The sequence below is a fragment of the Stenotrophomonas nitritireducens genome (assembly GCF_050984405.1).
Lineage (GTDB): Bacteria > Pseudomonadota > Gammaproteobacteria > Xanthomonadales > Xanthomonadaceae > Stenotrophomonas > Stenotrophomonas nitritireducens_B.
Genome location: NZ_CP158790.1, coordinates 2255754 through 2272597, shown reverse-complemented (window position 1 = coordinate 2272597; position 16844 = coordinate 2255754). Strand labels below are relative to the sequence as shown.

At 65.8% G+C, this 16844-nt stretch carries 16 protein-coding genes and 1 tRNA gene; 10 read left to right on the top strand and 7 right to left on the bottom strand.

Annotated features, from left to right (window positions below; translation table 11 throughout):
• Positions 1–1473 (bottom strand): NAD(P)H-hydrate dehydratase, encoded by a 1473-nt coding sequence (locus ABTV91_RS09910; RefSeq protein ID WP_433851279.1) that lies wholly within the window; start codon positions 1471–1473, stop codon positions 1–3.
• 23 nt (positions 1474–1496) lie between these two features.
• Between ABTV91_RS09910 and queG the strand changes: the two genes are divergently transcribed.
• Positions 1497–2579, top strand: coding sequence for a tRNA epoxyqueuosine(34) reductase QueG (gene queG / locus ABTV91_RS09905; RefSeq protein ID WP_433851278.1), 1083 nt, complete (start codon positions 1497–1499; stop codon positions 2577–2579).
• 175 nt (positions 2580–2754) lie between these two features.
• Positions 2755–4092: an exodeoxyribonuclease VII large subunit gene (xseA, locus tag ABTV91_RS09900; protein WP_433851277.1), complete on the top strand. Its 1338-nt coding sequence runs from the start codon at positions 2755–2757 to the stop codon at positions 4090–4092.
• Positions 4093–4425: 333 nt separating this feature from the next.
• Here xseA and ABTV91_RS09895 read toward each other — a convergent pair whose 3' ends face one another.
• The 4 genes from ABTV91_RS09895 to ABTV91_RS09880 all read right to left on the bottom strand — a co-directional run bounded on the left by ABTV91_RS09895 (position 4426) and on the right by ABTV91_RS09880 (position 8920).
• Positions 4426–5343: an IS110 family transposase gene (locus tag ABTV91_RS09895; protein ID WP_433851276.1), complete on the bottom strand. Its 918-nt coding sequence runs from the start codon at positions 5341–5343 to the stop codon at positions 4426–4428.
• Between the two features lie 462 nt (positions 5344–5805).
• A complete protein-coding gene (locus tag ABTV91_RS09890; protein WP_433851275.1) occupies positions 5806–6705 on the bottom strand; it encodes a M48 family metallopeptidase in 900 nt (299 codons plus the stop codon).
• A 106-nt stretch (positions 6706–6811) separates the two neighbouring features.
• Positions 6812–7006, bottom strand: a complete 195-nt coding sequence (locus ABTV91_RS09885; protein WP_433851274.1) for a hypothetical protein — start codon at positions 7004–7006, stop codon at positions 6812–6814.
• A gap of 57 nt (positions 7007–7063) precedes the next feature.
• Positions 7064–8920, bottom strand: coding sequence for a formylglycine-generating enzyme family protein (locus ABTV91_RS09880; RefSeq protein WP_433851273.1), 1857 nt, complete (start codon positions 8918–8920; stop codon positions 7064–7066).
• A 94-nt stretch (positions 8921–9014) separates the two neighbouring features.
• Here ABTV91_RS09880 and rnd point away from each other — a divergent pair, with 94 nt between their 5' ends.
• The 6 genes from rnd (at position 9015) to ABTV91_RS09850 (ending at position 14210) form a co-directional block, all read left to right on the top strand.
• Positions 9015–10109 carry a ribonuclease D gene (gene rnd, locus ABTV91_RS09875; protein WP_433851272.1) on the top strand — a complete coding sequence of 365 codons (1095 nt, stop codon included), beginning with the start codon at positions 9015–9017 and terminating at the stop codon, positions 10107–10109.
• Positions 10110–10188: 79 nt separating this feature from the next.
• Positions 10189–10264 (top strand) — tRNA-Ala (locus tag ABTV91_RS09870).
• A gap of 176 nt (positions 10265–10440) precedes the next feature.
• Complete coding sequence (locus tag ABTV91_RS09865) at positions 10441–11670, top strand: tyrosine-type recombinase/integrase (protein ID WP_433851271.1); 1230 nt, start codon at positions 10441–10443, stop codon at positions 11668–11670.
• Positions 11671–12034: 364 nt separating this feature from the next.
• Complete coding sequence (locus ABTV91_RS09860) at positions 12035–12283, top strand: hypothetical protein (RefSeq protein WP_433851270.1); 249 nt, start codon at positions 12035–12037, stop codon at positions 12281–12283.
• On the top strand, positions 12276–13337 hold the full coding sequence (locus ABTV91_RS09855; protein WP_433851269.1) for an LPO_1073/Vpar_1526 family protein: 1062 nt from the start codon (positions 12276–12278) through the stop codon (positions 13335–13337). The genes ABTV91_RS09860 and ABTV91_RS09855 overlap by 8 nt, the downstream gene beginning before the upstream one ends.
• 3 nt (positions 13338–13340) lie before the next feature.
• Positions 13341–14210 carry an RES family NAD+ phosphorylase gene (locus ABTV91_RS09850; RefSeq protein WP_433851268.1) on the top strand — a complete coding sequence of 290 codons (870 nt, stop codon included), beginning with the start codon at positions 13341–13343 and terminating at the stop codon, positions 14208–14210.
• A gap of 350 nt (positions 14211–14560) precedes the next feature.
• Here ABTV91_RS09850 and ABTV91_RS09845 read toward each other — a convergent pair whose 3' ends face one another.
• On the bottom strand, positions 14561–14983 hold the full coding sequence (locus ABTV91_RS09845; protein ID WP_433851267.1) for a hypothetical protein: 423 nt from the start codon (positions 14981–14983) through the stop codon (positions 14561–14563).
• Positions 14984–15023: 40 nt separating this feature from the next.
• Positions 15024–15350 carry a YecR family lipoprotein gene (gene yecR, locus ABTV91_RS09840; RefSeq protein WP_433851266.1) on the bottom strand — a complete coding sequence of 109 codons (327 nt, stop codon included), beginning with the start codon at positions 15348–15350 and terminating at the stop codon, positions 15024–15026.
• 148 nt (positions 15351–15498) lie between these two features.
• Here yecR and ABTV91_RS09835 point away from each other — a divergent pair, with 148 nt between their 5' ends.
• A complete protein-coding gene (locus tag ABTV91_RS09835) occupies positions 15499–15747 on the top strand; it encodes a helix-turn-helix domain-containing protein (RefSeq protein WP_433851265.1) in 249 nt (82 codons plus the stop codon).
• Between the two features lie 181 nt (positions 15748–15928).
• Positions 15929–16795, top strand: a complete 867-nt coding sequence (locus tag ABTV91_RS09830; protein ID WP_433851264.1) for a ParB N-terminal domain-containing protein — start codon at positions 15929–15931, stop codon at positions 16793–16795.
• Positions 16796–16844: the final 49 nt, after the last annotated feature.

Here is a 16844-nt window from a genome sequence, read left to right as displayed (position 1 = left end):
TTATGGATTGGCCCGCGCGCGCAGGTGCGGCAGCAGGTCGCGCGGGAGCAGGCCACGCTGCGCCGCGCCGGCGGCGGCGTCGCCGGCCAGCCCGTGCAGCAGCGCGCCAGTGGCGGCCGCGTCGAACGGCGCCAGCCCCTGCGCCAGAAGCGCGGCGATCACGCCGGTCAGCAGGTCGCCCATGCCGCCCACCGCCATGCCCGGGTTGCCCGCGGCGATCACCCGTGGCGGTTGCGCCGGCGCGGCCACCACCGTACCCGCGCCCTTGAGCACGACCACGGCGGAAAAACGTTCCGCCATCGCCTGCGCCGCGGCGAAACGATCGCGCTGGATCGTGGCGGTATCGACATCGAGCAGGCGCGCCGCTTCGCCCGGATGCGGGGTGAGCACCGCCTGCGCCAGCGGACGCGGCTGCTGCGCCAGCAGGTTCAGCGCATCGGCATCGACCACCAGCGGCCTGCCGCCGTCCAGCGCCGCCGCCCACAAGCGTTCCGCCCAGTCATCCTGGCCCAGCCCCGGTCCCAGTGCGACGACACCGGCGCGTGCCAGCAGCGGCGCCAGGTCGAAGGCGTCTTCGACCCCGTGCGCCATCGCCTCGGGGCAGCGCGCCAGCAGCGGCGCCACATGCGCCGCGCGCGTGGCGACGCTGGCCAGTCCCGCACCGCTGCGCAGCGCCGCCTCGGCGCACAGCATCACCGCGCCGCCGCTGCCGTGGTTGCCGCCCACGCACAGCACATGCCCGGACTCGCCCTTGTGCGTATCGATCCGCCGCGGCGGCAGCTGGGATGGCAGCACCGCCTCGCTCCAGCGCGACGCGGCGGGTCCGATGCCGTCGAAAGCCGCGGCCGGAACATCCAGCCCGGCCAGCAGGCGCTGCCCGGCCCGTTCCAGCGCGGCGCCGGTATGCAGCCCGCGATGCGGCACGATGAACTGCAGCACGCGCGCGGCGTGGATCGCCGCGCCCGGCACCGCACCGCTTGCAGCGTCGACGCCGCTGGGCACGTCCAGCGCCAGCACCGGCGCGCCGGCGGCGTTGACCGCGGCGATCAGTTCCGCGGCGGCGTCGTCCGGCGCGCGGTCCAGGCCGATGCCGAACAGGGCATCGACGACCAAGTCGGCTTCGCGCAGGCAATCGCTGGAGAGTTTCACCTGCCCGCCGATGGCCAGATAGTCGGTGCAGGCGCGCTGCGCCAGCGGCGTGCGCGGCGCATGCTCCGGCAGGTGCAGCACCCATACCTGGCGGCCCGACTGGCGCGCCAGCCGCGCCAGCACATACCCGTCGCCGCCGTTGTTGCCCGGCCCGCAGACCACGACGATGCGCCGCGCCTGCGGCCAGTACTGCAGCGCGCACTGCCAAGCGGCCTGCCCGGCGCGCTGCATCAGCACGTAACCGTCGCCGCCCAGCGCGGCGGTGGCCTGCGCGTCGATGCGGCGCGCGGCGGCGGTATCGAACAATCCGGCAGGCTGGTTCATGGCCGCGATTCTATACTTGCGCCATGCCCGAGGCCGTTTCCACCGCCGACATGGCGCAGCTGTCGCTGCGCATCCGCCAGCTCGCGCGCGAGGCCGGCTTCCAGCGCTGCGGCATCAGCGGCATCGAACTGCGCGACGACGAGGCGCACCTGGCCGACTGGCTGGGCAAGGGCCTGTACGGGACGATGGAGTGGATGGCGCGGCACGGCGCGATGCGCGCGCGGCCACAGGAACTGCTGCCGGGCACGGTACGGGTGATCTCGGTCGGGCTGGACTATGGCCACAAGGACGATGCCGAGGCCTGGGCCACGTTGAACGATGCCGGGCGTGCCTACGTCGCGCGCTACGCGCTGGGCCGCGATTACCACAAACTGATGCGCAACCGCCTGCAGAAACTGGCCGAGCGTGTCGCCGCCGAAGTCGGCCCGTTCGGGCACCGCGTATTCGTCGATTCGGCGCCGGTGCTCGAACGCGCGCTGGCGCGCAACGCCGGCCTGGGCTGGATCGGCAAGCACACCTGCCTGATCGACAAGGAAGGCGGTTCGTGGTTCTTCCTCGGCGAAATCTACGTCGACCTGCCGCTGCCGGTGGACGCGCCGGCCAGCGCGCATTGCGGCACCTGCACGCGCTGCATCGACGTCTGCCCGACCGCGGCGATCATCGCCCCGCACCGGCTGGACGCGCGCCGCTGCATTTCCTACCTGACCATCGAACACGACGGCGCCATCCCGCTGGAGATGCGCCCGCTGATGGGCAACCGCATCTACGGCTGCGACGACTGCCAGCTGGTGTGCCCGTGGAACAAGTTCGCGCGCCGCACCGACGAGCCCGATTTCCGCGCGCGCAACGATCTGGACACGGCCACGCTGCCGGAACTGTTCGCCTGGGAGGAAGACGAGTTCCTGCGCCGCACCGAGGGCAGCCCGATCCGCCGCAGCGGCCACGAGCGCTGGTTGCGCAACATCGCCGTGGCGCTGGGCAACGCGGCGCCCTCGTCCGCCGCGCGGCAGGCGCTGGAAAGCCGTCTCGACCATCCATCCGAACTGGTGCGCGAGCATGTGGCGTGGGCGCTGCGTTGCCACGACGAAAACCACGACCCCGCGTAGGAGCGGCTTCAGCCGCGATGGGGCTTTGTGCACTGGATTTTCCGCGCCAGGCGGCAAAGGAGTACCTGGGAAAGCCCCCTTCGCGGCTGAAACCGCTCCTACGGCGGTCTGTCGCGACCATGGCATTGCCGCCCGCACGCAGGAACAATAGCCTTCCGTTTTCGCTGCGCCGCACATGGACCCCATCCTCACCCCCAGCCAGCTCAATACGCTCGCCCGCGACCTGATCGAGGGCGCGTTCCCGCTGGTGTGGGTGGAAGGCGAACTCGGCAATGTCAGCCGCCCGTCGTCGGGACACCTGTACTTCACCCTGAAGGACGCGCGCGCGCAGGTGCGCGCGGCGATGTTCCGGCCCAAGAGCCAGTGGCTGAAATTCGTTCCGCGCGAGGGCCTGCGCGTGCTGGCGCGCGGCCGCCTCACCCTGTACGAGGCGCGCGGCGAGTACCAGCTGGTGCTGGACCACATGGAGGAAGCCGGCGAAGGCGCGCTGCGCCGCGCCTTCGAGGAACTCAAGGCGCGGCTGCAGGCCGAGGGCCTGTTCGACCCGGAACGCAAGCGGCCGCTGCCGGCCCACGTGCGCCGGCTGGCGGTGATCACCTCGCCCAGCGGCGCGGCGGTGCGCGACGTGCTCAGCGTGCTGGCGCGACGCTTTCCGCTGCTGGAGGTGGAGCTGCTGCCGAGCCTGATGCAGGGCGAAACCGCGGCCGCGCAGATCACCGCGCTGCTGCGCCGCGCCGACGCCAGCGGTCGCTACGACGCCATCCTGCTCACCCGCGGCGGCGGTTCGCTGGAAGACCTGTGGGCGTTCAATGACGAGCAGCTGGCGCGCGCCATCGCCGCCAGCACGACGCCGGTCGTCTCCGCGGTCGGTCACGAGACCGATTTCAGCCTGTCCGATTTCGCCGCCGACCTGCGCGCGCCCACGCCGTCGGTCGCGGCCGAACTGCTGGTGCCGGACCGGCGCGACCTCGAAGCGCGCGTGCGCCGCCTGCAGCAGCGGCTGGCGCAGTTGCAGGCGCACGCATTGGGACAGGCCATGCAGCGCGCCGACCGCGCCGCGCTGCGCCTGCAGGCGCAGGGTCCGCAGGCGCGGCTGGCGCTGCTGCGGCACCGCCAGGAAGCGCTGTCCGCGCGCCTGCATGCGTTCTGGCGACGGCAGCTGGAGCAGCGCCGCGCGCGCTTGGCGCATGGCCACTCGGTGCTGCGCGCGGTGCAGCCGGCACGCCGGCTGGAACTGCTGCGCCGGCGCCTGGAAACGCTGGCACCGCGCGCGCAGGCGGCCATGGCGCGGCAGCTGCAGCGCGATGCCCTGCACCTGCGCGGCATCGCCCGCTCGCTGGAAGCGGTGAGCCCGCTGGCCACCGTCGCGCGTGGTTATACGATCCTCACCCGCGCCGACGACGGCGCGCTGGTGCGCTCCACCACTCAGGTCCAGCCCGGCGATGCGCTGCAGGCGCGGGTGGGCGACGGCGTGGTGGACGTACAGGTCGTTGCCGGAGAGCAGACTCCGTAGCTGCCGGGCCTGCCCCGCATGGGCTTTGCCGATGAAGCCCCGTGCCGGGCAAGCCCGGCACCTACGAGACACGCAGCCGACGCAACCATGGAGATGCCCGCATGAGCGTCGGCGACGGCGCTGTGGACATGCAGGTCGTCGCCGGAGAGCAGACCTCGTAGATGCGGGACTTGCCCCGCATGGGCTTTACCGGTGAAGCCCTGTGCCGGGCAAGCCCGGCACCTACGAGCAGGCAGCCGACGCAACCATGGAGATGCCCGCATGAGCGTCGGCGACGGCGCGGTGGACGTACAGGTCGTCGCCGGAGAGCAGACCTCGTAGCAACTGTGTTCGTCATGCTCCTGCTTGGCGAGGTATCCCTGCATCGCGTGCCCGGGCATTGAGGATCACCAGCATCTTTCGCATGACGGCCACGATGGCCACCTTGGCGGCCTTGCCGCGAGCGCGCAGGCACTGATAGAAGTCGCGCAGGCGCGGTTCGTGCCGCAAGGCCGACAGCGCCGACATATACAGGGCCTGACGGATGTCGGCCCTTCCGCCCCAGATGCGGCGGGTACCGCGCATCGTGCCACTGTCGTGCGCCAGCGGCGCCACACCGACCAGTTTGGCGACCGCCTTGCCATCCAGCTTCCCCAGTTCCGGAAGCTGGCTGGCCAGCACTGCCAGCAAGACCGGTCCGACCCCCTTGAGGGTCTGCAGGGCGTGCAGCTGCGGCTGCTCGCTGACCTGTTGGGCGATCTGCTGGTCCAGGAAGTCTTTGCTCTTGCGCAGTTGAGTGAGGTTGCCCTGCAGCATCCGGCGCAGCGCTCGATCCTTCACCGCCCGCAGCTGTTGTTCCGCCCGGACCAGCAACTGCACCACCTGCCGTCGGCTTTGCACATGCTCGGCCAGGCGCCGCTGCCACGGGGCCGGTGGTTGGTACGCCGGCAGATCCAGGACCTGGGCGATATGGGCCAAGACTGCCGCATCCAGACGGTCGGTCTTGGCCAGTTGCCCCGTGGCCCGGGCAAAGTCCCGGACCTGGCGGGCATTGGCCCGCACTACCGGCAGTCCCGCCGCATGCAGGGTATCGAGCACATCCTGTTCATAGCCTCCGGTAGGCTCCAGCACCACCTGCCGAACCGGCAGGGTCTTCAGCCAGAGAATCAGCTTGCGGTGGCCGGTGGCAGTGTTGGCAAAGGACCGGTGGCCGCCTTGGTGGACCGCCACATCCAGCGTGGCCTTGCTCACATCGATCCCGATCCCGTTCATGGCAGAACTCCGTTAGGCTGGAAGGGTCGAGAGCTCCCCCGCTTGCCCAGTCTTATCACTACGAGCGCCTACTCGAGCAACTGTTCGGGCGGATCAGGGAGATTCCGGCGTGGGCACCTTGCTACGGAACGATCGCTGCGGATCCAGAGCGGGGACGGTGGCCCACGTCGGCTCTCGACACCTAAATTGCCTGATCACGAACAGATAAGATGCGGGGCTTGCCCCGCATGGGCTTTGCCGATGAAGCCCCGTGCCGGGCAAGCCCGGCACCTACGAGCAGGCAGCCGACGCAACCATGGAGATGCCCGCATGAGCGTCGGCGACAGCGCGGTGGACGTGCAGGTCGTCGGCACATAAGCCACACCATGGCAGCAACGTAGGAGCGGCTTCAGCCGCGATGGGGCTTTCCCTGCAATGCCCCGTCGCGGCTGAAGCCGCTCCTGCGAGCGTGCCGGCAATTCCTCAGTTCGCCTTCGCGCTCTCGCAGAACCGCTGCCGGTACTCCATCGCCTTGGGCATCAGCGCCTGCAGGTTCTGGATGCGGGTGCCGGGATTGGGGTGGGTCGAGGCGAACTCCGGCGGCGCCTGCCCACCGCTGGCCGCGCCCATGCGCTCCCACAGCGGCACCGCCTCTTCCGGGTTGAAGCAGGCCGCGGCGGCCAGCATCAGCCCCACTTCGTCGGCCTGGGTCTCGTGGCTGCGCGCATACGGCAGCAGGTAGCCGTAACCGAAGGCCGACATCAGCATCTGTTGCTGCTGCGCGTCCATGCCGCCGGCGGCACCGGCCATCTGCCCGATCTCGGTCAGCTTCTGCTGGGCCATGCGCTGCGCGCCGTGGCGCAGCAGCGCGTGGGCGATCTCGTGGCCCATCACCACCGCCATCGCATCGGCGTTGCGCGCCACCGGCACCAGCCCGGTGTAGACCGCCATCTTGCCGCCCGGCAGGCAGAACGCATTGGCCTGGTCGGACTGCAGCACGTTCACTTCCCAGTCGAAGCCCTGCGAGAAACGGTTGGGCGCCTGCCCGTGCTCGGCCGCCAATGCCGCCTCCACCGGTTCGACCTTGGCGATCAGGCGCTGGGCGATCTCGCGGATCTGCCGCGCAACCGGCGTGTTGGGGTCGACCGGCCGCTCCTGCGCCATGATCTGCTGGTAGGCCTGCAGGCCCAGCGCCTTCTCGCCCTCGGCGTCGAGCGTCTTGTCGATCAGCACCTTCTCGCCGGTATACGGGTCCACCGTGCGGTTGCCGAAGTAGTAGCAACCGCCGTAGATCGCAAAGCCGATCAGGATCAGCCAGCGCAGGCCGCCGCCCACGCCGCGGCGGCGTGGATTGCCTTGGTTGCCGAGAGGGTCCTGTCGCATCGGAAGTCTCCGTTGATGGGGTCTTGCTGCAGCGCGCGGCAGCATCGGCCGGAATGAAGCGGGCCCCTGCGGCCCCGACCCGCCATGCCGCCTGCCGTGCAGCGTTTCATTCGTGATAGAGGCAGACGAACAACTGGGGCGGATACCAGAAACTGGTGACGGCGTCGTGCTTGATGGCGACCACCTTGGCATCCGGGTTGCGCGCCAGCCAGTCCGCCACCGTCAACTCGACTTCATTCGGATCGATTTTCCATGTAAGCGAAAAATACGGCATCGAGAAAGCGAACACTTTGACTTTCATGACCTTCCCTGTGAGGCGCGGCGCACCAAGCCTGCCGACCGCGATGGTAGCGCCGCCTCAGATGCCGCGCACCAGCCGGAAGCCGATGCGTGCGCTGGTCACGTCCGAGTCCTGCGACAGCCGCCAGGCGGCGCGGGTCTGCTCGGGGGCGTTGGCCCAGTTGCCGCCGCGCACCACGCGCTGCCGGCAGCCCGGGTTGTACCAGGCCGCGCCATCGGCGGGCGCGCGCCGGTAGCTGGCATGCCAGCAGTCGGCCACCCATTCGCTGAGGTTGCCGGCCATGTCGTGCAGGCCCCAGCCATTGGCGCGGAAGCTGGCCACCGGCGCGGCGCCCCAGTAGCCGTCGCCGTAGCCGATGAATGCGTTCTTCCAGTGGCGGCCGCTGGGCGAGACGTCCTTGCTGCCGGTGAAATTGCCGCTGCCCTCCGGCGGTACGCCCGCGTTGCCCCAGGGGTAGCGGCCGCTCGTACCGGCGCGCAGCGCGTACTCGAACTCCGCCTCGCTGGGCAGCCGGTAGTAGCGGCCGGTCTGCGCCGACAACCACGCCGCGTAGGCCTCGGCGTCGCGCACGCTCACGTGCATGACCGGATTGTCCGGCGGCGCCTTGGCGCCGTTGTAGCCGGCCCGCCAGTCGGCGCCGTTGCGGCGCACGAAATTGCCGCTGCGCTCGTCGTAGACCACGGAATGCCCGCGCCGGGTCGCGCGCGGACGCGCGTTCGTCGCCGCCACGAAACGGCCGAACTCGGCCACGGTGACCTCGGTGATCGACATGGCGAAGCCACGGTCGAAGCGCACGTAGTGCTGCGGGCGCTCGGCGTCGCCGGCACCCGGCTCGTCGTTGCCGGCGCCCATCTGGAAACCGCCGTGCGGGACGACGACCATCTGCGGCCCGCGCCCGCCATCCTGCAGGGCATCGGTGAACACCTGGCCGGGGCGGAAGCTGCCGTAGTGCGCGACCAGATCGATCCGCTGCCGCAGCACCGCCACCGCGGCGTCGCCGGGCACGGCTATGCGCAGCGCCTGCTCCAGCTTCTCGCGCGCGTCCTTGAGCCCCTTGGGCGAAGTGAGGTCGCGCAGCCCGCCATCGCGCAGCGCGGCCAGCTGCGCCGCGCGCATGGCCTCGATGCGCACCCGCGCATCGGCCACCGTCGGCGCGTCCCCGCGCACGCGCGCGGCGCGGCGCAGGCCCTCCAGCGCCGCGTCGAAATCGGCGTGGCCCGCCGCGCTTTCCGCCTGCCGGATCAGCGCGCTTTCCAGCGCCGCCCGGCCCTGCCGGGCGCGGCTGTTGTCCGCATCCAGTTCCAGCACCTGCGCGAAGGCAGCCGCGGCCCCGTCCAGGTCGCCGCCGCGCAGCGCCTCCTCGCCCGCCAGGTTCAGCGCCAGCAGGCGCCGCGCCGCCTCCACGCGCTGCTGCAGCTCCCGTTCGGCGCGCCCCTCCGGCGCCAGGTGGACGAGCACCGCCACCTGCTCGGCGGCTTCGGCCAGCGCCCGGCGCTGTTCGTCCGGCCGCTCCAGCAGCGCGCGCGCCGATGCCAGCAGGCTTGCCCGCGCCTTCTCCAGCCCGCGCCTGGCCTCGCGCTCCTGCGGACGCAGCGACAGCACGGCCAGGTACAGCGGAACGGCATCGTCCGCGGTGCGGTACAGCCGCCCTTCGTCCAGCGCGGTTGCCGCGCGGCGCAGCGCGGCGCGCACATCGTCCGCATGCAGCTCGACCACCGGCGGCGCCCAGGCCGGCAGCGCCACGACGCCGGTTTCCGGCGTCGCCACCGCCTGCGGCTCCAGCGCGGCGATGGCCGGCACCGCCTCGGCCACGACGGGCTGCGGCGCGGACGCCGGCGGCGCGTCCTGCCGGCAGGCGGCGCACGCCAGCGCGGCGGACAGGGCCACGCAGGCCAGGGGGCCGGTTGTACGCAAACTTCCTCCGTTACAGGCTCGGCGCGCTCGGGTGCGCTGCGACGTTAGGCTATTCTCGCCTGCCTGGGCAAACCCTGCAGTTGATGGAATACACGTGGCTCACTGGATCAAACACCCGGCGGAACTGGAAGAACGCTACCGCCAGCGCCCCGACCGCATCGGGCTGGACACCGAGTTCATCCGCGAACGCACCTACTGGCCGCAGCTGGCGCTGGTGCAGATGGCGGTGGACGATGAAATCCTGCTGATCGACCCGCTGGCGCCAGGCATGACCGACGCCCTGCGCCCATGGCTGGAAGACGCGTCCATCCTCAAGGTCATGCACAGCGCCAGCGAGGACCTGGTCGCGTTCAAGTGCGCCTGCGGCGCGCTGCCGCGCCCGCTGTTCGACACCCAGATCGGGGCCGCGCTGGCGGGCATCGGCGGCGGCATGGGCTACCAGAAGCTGGTCGCGCAGGTCACCGGCGTCGCCCTGCCCAAGGGCGAGACCCGCTCGGACTGGATGCGCCGACCGTTGTCGGACGCGCAGCTCGAATACGCCGCCGACGATGTCGAATACCTGTTCGCGCTGCACGACGCGATCGACGCGCGCCTGCACGAACTCGGCCGCCAGGCATGGCTGCAGGACGACGCGCGGCGCCTGCTGGCGTCGGTGGAGAACGACGAGGCCGAACAATGGCCGCACCTGTCCATGCGCGCGGCGCAGTTCCTGGAGCCGGACGCGCAGCGCCGCCTGCTGCGGCTGCTGCGCTGGCGTGACCAGCAGGCCCGGCACAGCGACCGGCCGCGCAGCTGGATCCTGGACAACGAACTGGCCACGGCGCTGGCGCGCACGCCGCCGTCCGACTACGACGCCCTGCTGCGGCTGTTCGAGCGTTTCCCCAAGGCGCCGCGCAAGCTGGCGCAGGCGGTGTGGCAGACCCTGCAGACGCCGCTGCCCGACGAAGACCAGGCGCCGCAGGCGCTGGCCGCCACCGACGGCAACAAGGCCATGCTCAAGCGCCTGCAGGATGCGGTGGCCCGCCGCACGGCCGAACTCGGCCTGCCCGACGGCCTGCTCGCCTCGCGCCGGCACCTGGAAGCGCTGCTCGACGGCGGCGACTGGCCGGCCGCGCTCGGCGGCTGGCGCCGCGACCAGCTGCAGGCGTTGCTGCTTCCCCTCTTGGCGCCGGCGCCGGCATCGCGTTAGAATTCGCGGGCCATGTGAAACAGTCACACGGCTGGCGGGGTCCCACCCTCGTCCAGCGCACTGTAATCACCGTGAATACGGGGCCATAGCTCAGCTGGGAGAGCGCGTCGTTCGCAATGACGAGGTCGGGAGTTCGATCCTCCCTGGCTCCACCAAATTTCCGTCCTAGACGGTGCGACCAAGGCTGGAAAGACCTGATTTTAAGGACTTTCCGGCCTTTTTCGTATCCAGCGCAGTCCAGCCCAGACCGGCCGAATCCGGCGGTAAGAGGCGGTAGATTTGGCGGTAGCCAGGGCACTCCCTTAGCCTGTTACCGTCAAGGAGCTGCCCGATGCCTCTCACCGATACCGCCATCCGCAAGGCGAAGCCTGCCGACAAGCCGCAGAAGCTGCGCGATGGCAACGGCCTGTACCTACTGCTACGACCGGATGGCGCACGCTGGTGGCGCTACGACTACCGCCGCCCCGTCACGGGCAAGCGCAATACGATTTCATTCGGCACCTACCCGGAAGTGAGCCTTGCGGACGCACGCGAGAGGCTTGCAGAAGCACGCCGCCAGATTGCAGCCAAGATCGACCCGGGCGAACAGAGGAAGGCAGTCAAGGCCGCTGGCGAGGCCGCAGCCGCCAACAGCTTCGAGGTCGTCGCCCGCGAATGGTTCGCCAAGCAGCAGAAAGAATGGAGCACCCAATACGCGGACAAGATCATCCGCCGCTTGGAGAGTGACATCTTCCCATGGATCGGCAGCCGCCCAGTCGGGACCATCACTGCGCCAGAGCTACTGAAGCATCTGGAGAGGATCGAGCAGCGCGGAGCCATCGAGACTGCCCATCGCGCCCTACAGACCTGCGGAGCGATCTTCCGTTACGCCGTGAGGACTGGACGAGCCGACGGCGACCCGACCGGAGCCCTAAAGGGCGCGCTGACGCCGTGGCGCCCGATGCCATTCGCCGCCGCGACGACTCCGGCAGCGGCGACCGCCCTACTTAGGAAGATCGACAGCAGCACCAGCAGACCGATTGTTCGGAGCGCGCTGCGCTTAGCCCCATTGCTGTTCGCCCGCCCCGGCGAACTTGTCCGCATGAGGTGGACCGAGTTGGACTTGGATGCAGGCCAATGGCGCTACTTCGTGACCAAGACCAAACGCACCCACATCGGCGCTCTTTCCTCACAAGCAGTGGAAATCCTGCGCGACCTGCATCCCCTTACCGGGCGCGGCGAGTTCGTTTTCCCTGGCGGACGTGACCCGCGCAAGCACATGTCCGGCAATGCCATCCTTGTAGCGGCACGACGCTGCGGCATCGAGAAGGACGAAAGCACCATTCATGGCTTCCGGCACATGGCTAGCACCATGCTCAATGAGATGGGCGGCTGGAATCCTGATGCAATCGAATCGGCGCTGACCCACAAGATGCCGGGAGTGCGCGGAATCTACAACCAAGCTCAGTACCTGGAGGAGCGCCGAAAGATGATGCAGGCTTGGGCGGATTACCTCGACACGCTGAAAGCTAACGCCGCTAGCAAGGTCGCCCCCTTCAAGCAGAGAGTAGCAAGCAGGTAGATCCTAAAATGAGGGCTGGGTGCACCTCGGATGTCCCGGCCCTCATCCATACGTGGGGCTGACAGCAACTGGACACCACACCAGGGGAATACAGTGCTAATGCTAGCTACTAGGTGACTACTGTCGCTGTCGACCCGAAGCTGTCGTTGAGTGTCTTCGAGAATACTGGCTGGTCCACATCGAGAGTGTGGACACGACCGGCCCGGGCCACAGGGCAGACACCATCTGCTACGGGTGCTTGCGGCAGGAACTGGCGGCAGAGGTGAAGCTGGTGCGGCCACTCTGGTAGCCATACCCGTCAAGCCTTGCTCGGTGGCTGAATCTCTCGTAACTTCTGACGAAAAAGTTCCACGAGGAGTATCGAATGCGTCTGTTTAAGGGGCTGGCTTGGCTGCTTCTTCTCGTCTCAGCGGCATGGGCATTTGTCGATCAGAGTTTCGAGGCAGTAGTTGCCGTCATCGTTGCATTGAGCGGTCTTGTGGCTGCATACCTCAAGGACAAGAAGGCATCCAATGTCACTTCGGGTCAGCATCAGCAGATATCTGGTGGGTCTAGCGGGATTCAAGCAGGACGGAACGTCAACATCCGCACAGGACGTGGCGACGATGACTGAAACGCCTCAAGAGCAGACTGCGGCAGATGGCTCGGTAGCGATGCAGGCTGGTCGTGATGTCATCGTCACGAACACCACTGGCTTGACGCTGATGGAAGCGCGTCAAGTGGCAATCGACGTATTTAATGCCAACTTCATTCGACTGGCTGATGAAGCAGCCAGCATTGCTAGCGCGCGCGCTGATGCGCTAAGAGAGAAGTTCTTTGACCGGCTGAGCCGAGAAAACCCTGAAGGGTTGCAGCAAGCAAAAGATCCAGGCTTCCAGCACGCGTTCTACACAGCGCAAAAAGAGCAGGCAAGGACTGGTGACGCAGATCTCGGCGACATGTTGGTTGACCTGCTCGTAGATCGGACTAAGCACAGCGAGAGGGATATTCGTCAGATCGTTCTCGATGAGTCCTTGAATACCGCTCCGAAGCTAACGAATGGACAGACCGCTGCTCTCTCGTTGATCTTTCTCTTGAGATACACAAGAAACAACAGCCTTCTCAGTCATAATGCGCTTGGGGAATACTTTGACAAGTACGTCAAACCTCTCGCCTCTAAGTTGGCAACCAGCACCGCATCCTTTCAGCACCTTGAGTTCACTGGCTGTGGCGCGGTTGGTGCGTTCCAATTTCTTCCTGAGCAGAGTCTTGAAAATAATTACCGAGGCCTATTCTTAAAAGGATTCGACCCTCAAGAAATCAATGATCGCGACATCTCGATTGGGCTTGACCGCAGGGTTTTTATGCCCTGTCTGAATGATGCTGCGAAGCTGCAAGTCAGCGCATTGAATGAGGAATCTCTCGAAAGCCATCTTGCTTCCCTGTCCATTCCTGGGGAGGACGTTACAAAAATCAAAGGGCTATTCAACGCCACCAAGATGAACCACGAGGAAATCCGAGCGAAATGCGTTGAACTGCGCCCATACATGGAGACTGTGTTCGACGCTTGGTCAAGCTCAAATATGAAGAATTTCACGCTGACGAGTGTGGGCATTGCGATTGGGCATGCGAACATTAAGCGCATAATTGGCGAAGAGTTCGCAGATCTCTCAATCTGGATCAACTAGCTCGTGAATCTAGATCAGTGCGAAGCCATCTTCGATCGCGCACTCGCATCGAGAAATGAGGCTGAGTTTTGTCATCACATCACGCCTCTTTTTGACGTTTATAAGATTCTCTCTTTCGGGCTGGGTCGCGGCAACAACACCTTTTGGCGAGCACGACTCGTAGAATCCGATCCGTGGCTGCGCTTAAAGGACCTGGACTACCCACCCGCAGAAAAATCCCGTGTTGGACGGCTGAATGATGCCGGCTCTCCATGCTTTTATCTCGCTGGCAGAGTGGAAACAGCGTTGCTGGAGGTAGAGGCCAAAGAAGGTCAGCTGATACAGGTCGCAGCATTCAAGATCGACCCAAAAGAGATGGTTCGTCTGATTCTGGTAGGCGAGTACACCTACGTGCACAAGGCAGGATATGTACGGCTCACAGGTGTGGACCCTGCCGGGGTAGTCACAAAGATGCTCAACGAGATGCGGCCTGAAGTTGCCGTGGCGACGATCTACATTGATAGGTTCTTTGCCAGCATCCTCAGCGACCCTCAAGCCAGAGACTCGGGATACATGTTTAGCCGCGCATTGGGCGCGGCATTGCATTCAAGGATCAGTGATGCTGACGGAATAGCGTTCCCGAGCGTGCGCGATCCGGGCGGGTTCAATTACGCGATCCTGCCCGACCCATCGGACCGCGTCTTTCAGAATGTAGCGTGCGTGCTGGCCAAGATCGGTCAAAATCGCCGTTATCAGCTAGTCGATCACACGATCGTCGGCTGTGCGGGCGGCTTGGATGACGATGACAATTTCGTCTGGGCGCGTCCATTCCAACCGAACACGATTGTGATGTACCACATGACCAAGGAAGAGCATGACCGTAAGGCGCGCTGAGGAAGGCCCGCCCTCCGCTCTCACGCACGTCCATGCATCCTGCCCTCGCCGTTAGCCCCGACTCCTTCCCGGTGCCACCGCGCGCGGGTGCCGGAGGAAAGTTCCCGAACCGTTTCCGAAGTCCGAAAAGGAAAGGGCCGCTTTTGGCAGCCCCTCGCTGTAACTCATTGAATCGACTTCACTGGTGGGTGCACACGAGATTCGAACTCCGGCCGCTACTGTGAATGGGTAGAATCAGAATGTGCGTCTTGGATTCAGCCAAGACTCTGGCCGAGAGCAGAAGTTAATTAGAATTAGAGGATGCATAGGGGCAACTTGCACTGATGCTCAACCGAACAGGCTCCCGCGATTCAAGTAAGTGGCTTACTGCTCATTGCTCGATGCAATAAAACGAATGACTCGCGGGCACGCACGAGCCCCAGCCTTATCCCCGTAATGGAGTCCACGGACTTGTCCATGTAGAAGGCCACATCGTCAGGCGATCCAATCATGCCCTCCAACACTTCAAGCTGTGTCCCCGCAATTAGTGGGTTTGCGACTTTGCCATAACTGAGAGAGTCCGCGAGGCTCTTCAGGCAGATTGCAATGAAGTAAGTCTTCTCTGCGGCATCATGTCCAGCACTGGTAGCAACGAAATCCGCTTTCGCCTTCACGGCTGAAGCTAGCGCTTCTACGGCATTGATACTTTGGCGGAACCTCCAGAAGTTCCAGAGGTAACGTGCAAGCCAAAGACCGGCTGCGCAGATCACGACCGCCCCTATGAACTCGAGCATTGAGCCTCCTGCATCAACGGCATCTGTATCGTTTCGGCGACTACTGCTGACCGGGCGAGCCGGTGCACTGGAACTCGACTGTCACGCGCCTTGATCCGCAGTTTCCGAAGCCTCGGCGCGATAGGCACTCGGTACTCTGCGATCCGAACGACTCCGCTCCCTTATAACCCCAGTTTTTGCACTTCTGCTCGGCAAGCTGCACGGCCTGCTGCTCGCTCATGTCGGGGCGCTGAAACTCATTGCGCTCGTACGAAAGCGCTACCACGCCATCCGCGCGACTGGCTTTGGTCACAAGCCAATCTGCATGGGCAGCACACGCACTGAGAAGAAGCGCGGCCCCGGCCACGCTGCAAAGCTTCAACTTCATCGTTGGTCCCCTTGCCCTAGATTTGTTGCGCTGAGCGGGCGCTCCGCGCTCAGATCGAATGATAGCGCCATACCGCCATCAATGTCACTCATAGAGGGTGAACTCATAGGGCGTGGCCCGATAGAGGGGGTATCGGCATCGTTCTCCAATGCTGGAGAAAGCGATGCCCACCGATCCGCGTGTCCTGTTCGGACTGCGACTAGCCGAGGTCAGACGAGCCCGAGGACTCTCCCAGGAGCGCCTCGCACTGGAGAGTGGGATTGCGCGCAGCTATCTGGGCGGGGTTGAACGCGGGCAGCGCAACATTGCGCTACTGAACATTTGCCGCCTCGCCGATGCGCTGGGGGTGCCTCCTGCCTCTCTGCTGGAGCCCCCCTCCGAAGACAAGCCGGCCTGAGAGCTTCCGCCTGACTTCGCTAACCGGCTGATTTATATAGGCGGTGCGTTTCAGTACACATACGAGGGGAGAAACGCTCCTCTTGGCGCGCTTGCCCTAGGCACACTAAGCAAACTCAGCGGCGCGACGCCGTCGAGCCCAAGCCATGCGCGTCTCCCATGACTCAAATTGGAGACCAGCCATGAATTATGACGCCGCGCTTGAGCAATTCAGGCGCAACCCTCAACAGCTTCTACCCACCAACGACGTTCGGCTCGCTGATGCTTTGCAGCCCAGAGTGGCCCGCATCGTTCCGATTCGGGACAAGGGCCGGATCGAGCAAAGCCGGGATCAGCACATTGCCACTCTTCGACTAGCGCTGGAAGCATCGGAACAGACACAACTTGATCCGGTATGGATAGCGAGCATCGAGCATGCCGAGCCAGTAGCCGCTGGCTTGTATCTTGTTGACGGACACCATCGTCTGACTGCCTACAGACTGGCCGGTCGAGACGTGATTCCCGCGAGCATCTTGCCGATGGACTGGCATGCGGCCGTCGCCGTCTCGAAGCTGGTGAACTGTACTGGCAGATCACTCGCCCTCCACAAAGAGCAGTGCCTCGACGCAGCTTGGCAATACCTTGCGATCCTGACACACCGAGGCGCCAACGAGCTTCCAAAAGGTGAGTCCTTACGCTCGGTCGCAGGCCGATTTGGCATCAGCAAGAACACGGTCAGCAGCATGCTGACTTATCTGCCCCGCGTGGTCCCTACGGAGTTCCATTCACTGGCGATTGATCCTGGCAATGGCTGGCCAAGGTGGCGATACGTGAGGGAGGCCAACAGGCCATGGCAGACCAGCTTGCCCACCTCTGACCAGCAGCTAGACCGGGACGCGGAGAGGGTCGCGCGCAATATCGTCAAACTGGTGGATGGCTCATCCCCAGCCGTACGTGCCAGGGCACTTGAGATGCTGGCAAACGACGAGGTGGATGCCACCGACCAACTTGCGTCGGTGGAGCTGCTCGCTCGCTTCAGCCCTGCACCATACCTGCCCTGTCCCAATTGACCCACACGCTGTCCCAGCGCAACTAGCTCATCTGGACACCTGACAGCCC

Bases quoted from the DNA above. Each gene is read 5' to 3' on its own strand.
- ABTV91_RS09910 (WP_433851279.1), bottom strand. From the start codon at position 1,473: ATGAACCAGCCTGCCGGATTGTTCGATACCGCCGCCGCGCGCCGCATC.
- queG (WP_433851278.1), top strand. From the start codon at position 1,497: ATGCCCGAGGCCGTTTCCACCGCCGACATGGCGCAGCTGTCGCTGCGC.
- xseA (WP_433851277.1), top strand. From the start codon at position 2,755: ATGGACCCCATCCTCACCCCCAGCCAGCTCAATACGCTCGCCCGCGAC.
- ABTV91_RS09895 (WP_433851276.1), bottom strand. From the start codon at position 5,343: ATGAACGGGATCGGGATCGATGTGAGCAAGGCCACGCTGGATGTGGCG.
- ABTV91_RS09890 (WP_433851275.1), bottom strand. From the start codon at position 6,705: ATGCGACAGGACCCTCTCGGCAACCAAGGCAATCCACGCCGCCGCGGC.
- ABTV91_RS09885 (WP_433851274.1), bottom strand. From the start codon at position 7,006: ATGAAAGTCAAAGTGTTCGCTTTCTCGATGCCGTATTTTTCGCTTACA.
- ABTV91_RS09865 (WP_433851271.1), top strand. From the start codon at position 10,441: ATGCCTCTCACCGATACCGCCATCCGCAAGGCGAAGCCTGCCGACAAG.
- ABTV91_RS09860 (WP_433851270.1), top strand. From the start codon at position 12,035: ATGCGTCTGTTTAAGGGGCTGGCTTGGCTGCTTCTTCTCGTCTCAGCG.
- ABTV91_RS09855 (WP_433851269.1), top strand. From the start codon at position 12,276: ATGACTGAAACGCCTCAAGAGCAGACTGCGGCAGATGGCTCGGTAGCG.
- ABTV91_RS09845 (WP_433851267.1), bottom strand. From the start codon at position 14,983: ATGCTCGAGTTCATAGGGGCGGTCGTGATCTGCGCAGCCGGTCTTTGG.
- yecR (WP_433851266.1), bottom strand. From the start codon at position 15,350: ATGAAGTTGAAGCTTTGCAGCGTGGCCGGGGCCGCGCTTCTTCTCAGT.
- ABTV91_RS09835 (WP_433851265.1), top strand. From the start codon at position 15,499: ATGCTGGAGAAAGCGATGCCCACCGATCCGCGTGTCCTGTTCGGACTG.
- ABTV91_RS09830 (WP_433851264.1), top strand. From the start codon at position 15,929: ATGAATTATGACGCCGCGCTTGAGCAATTCAGGCGCAACCCTCAACAG.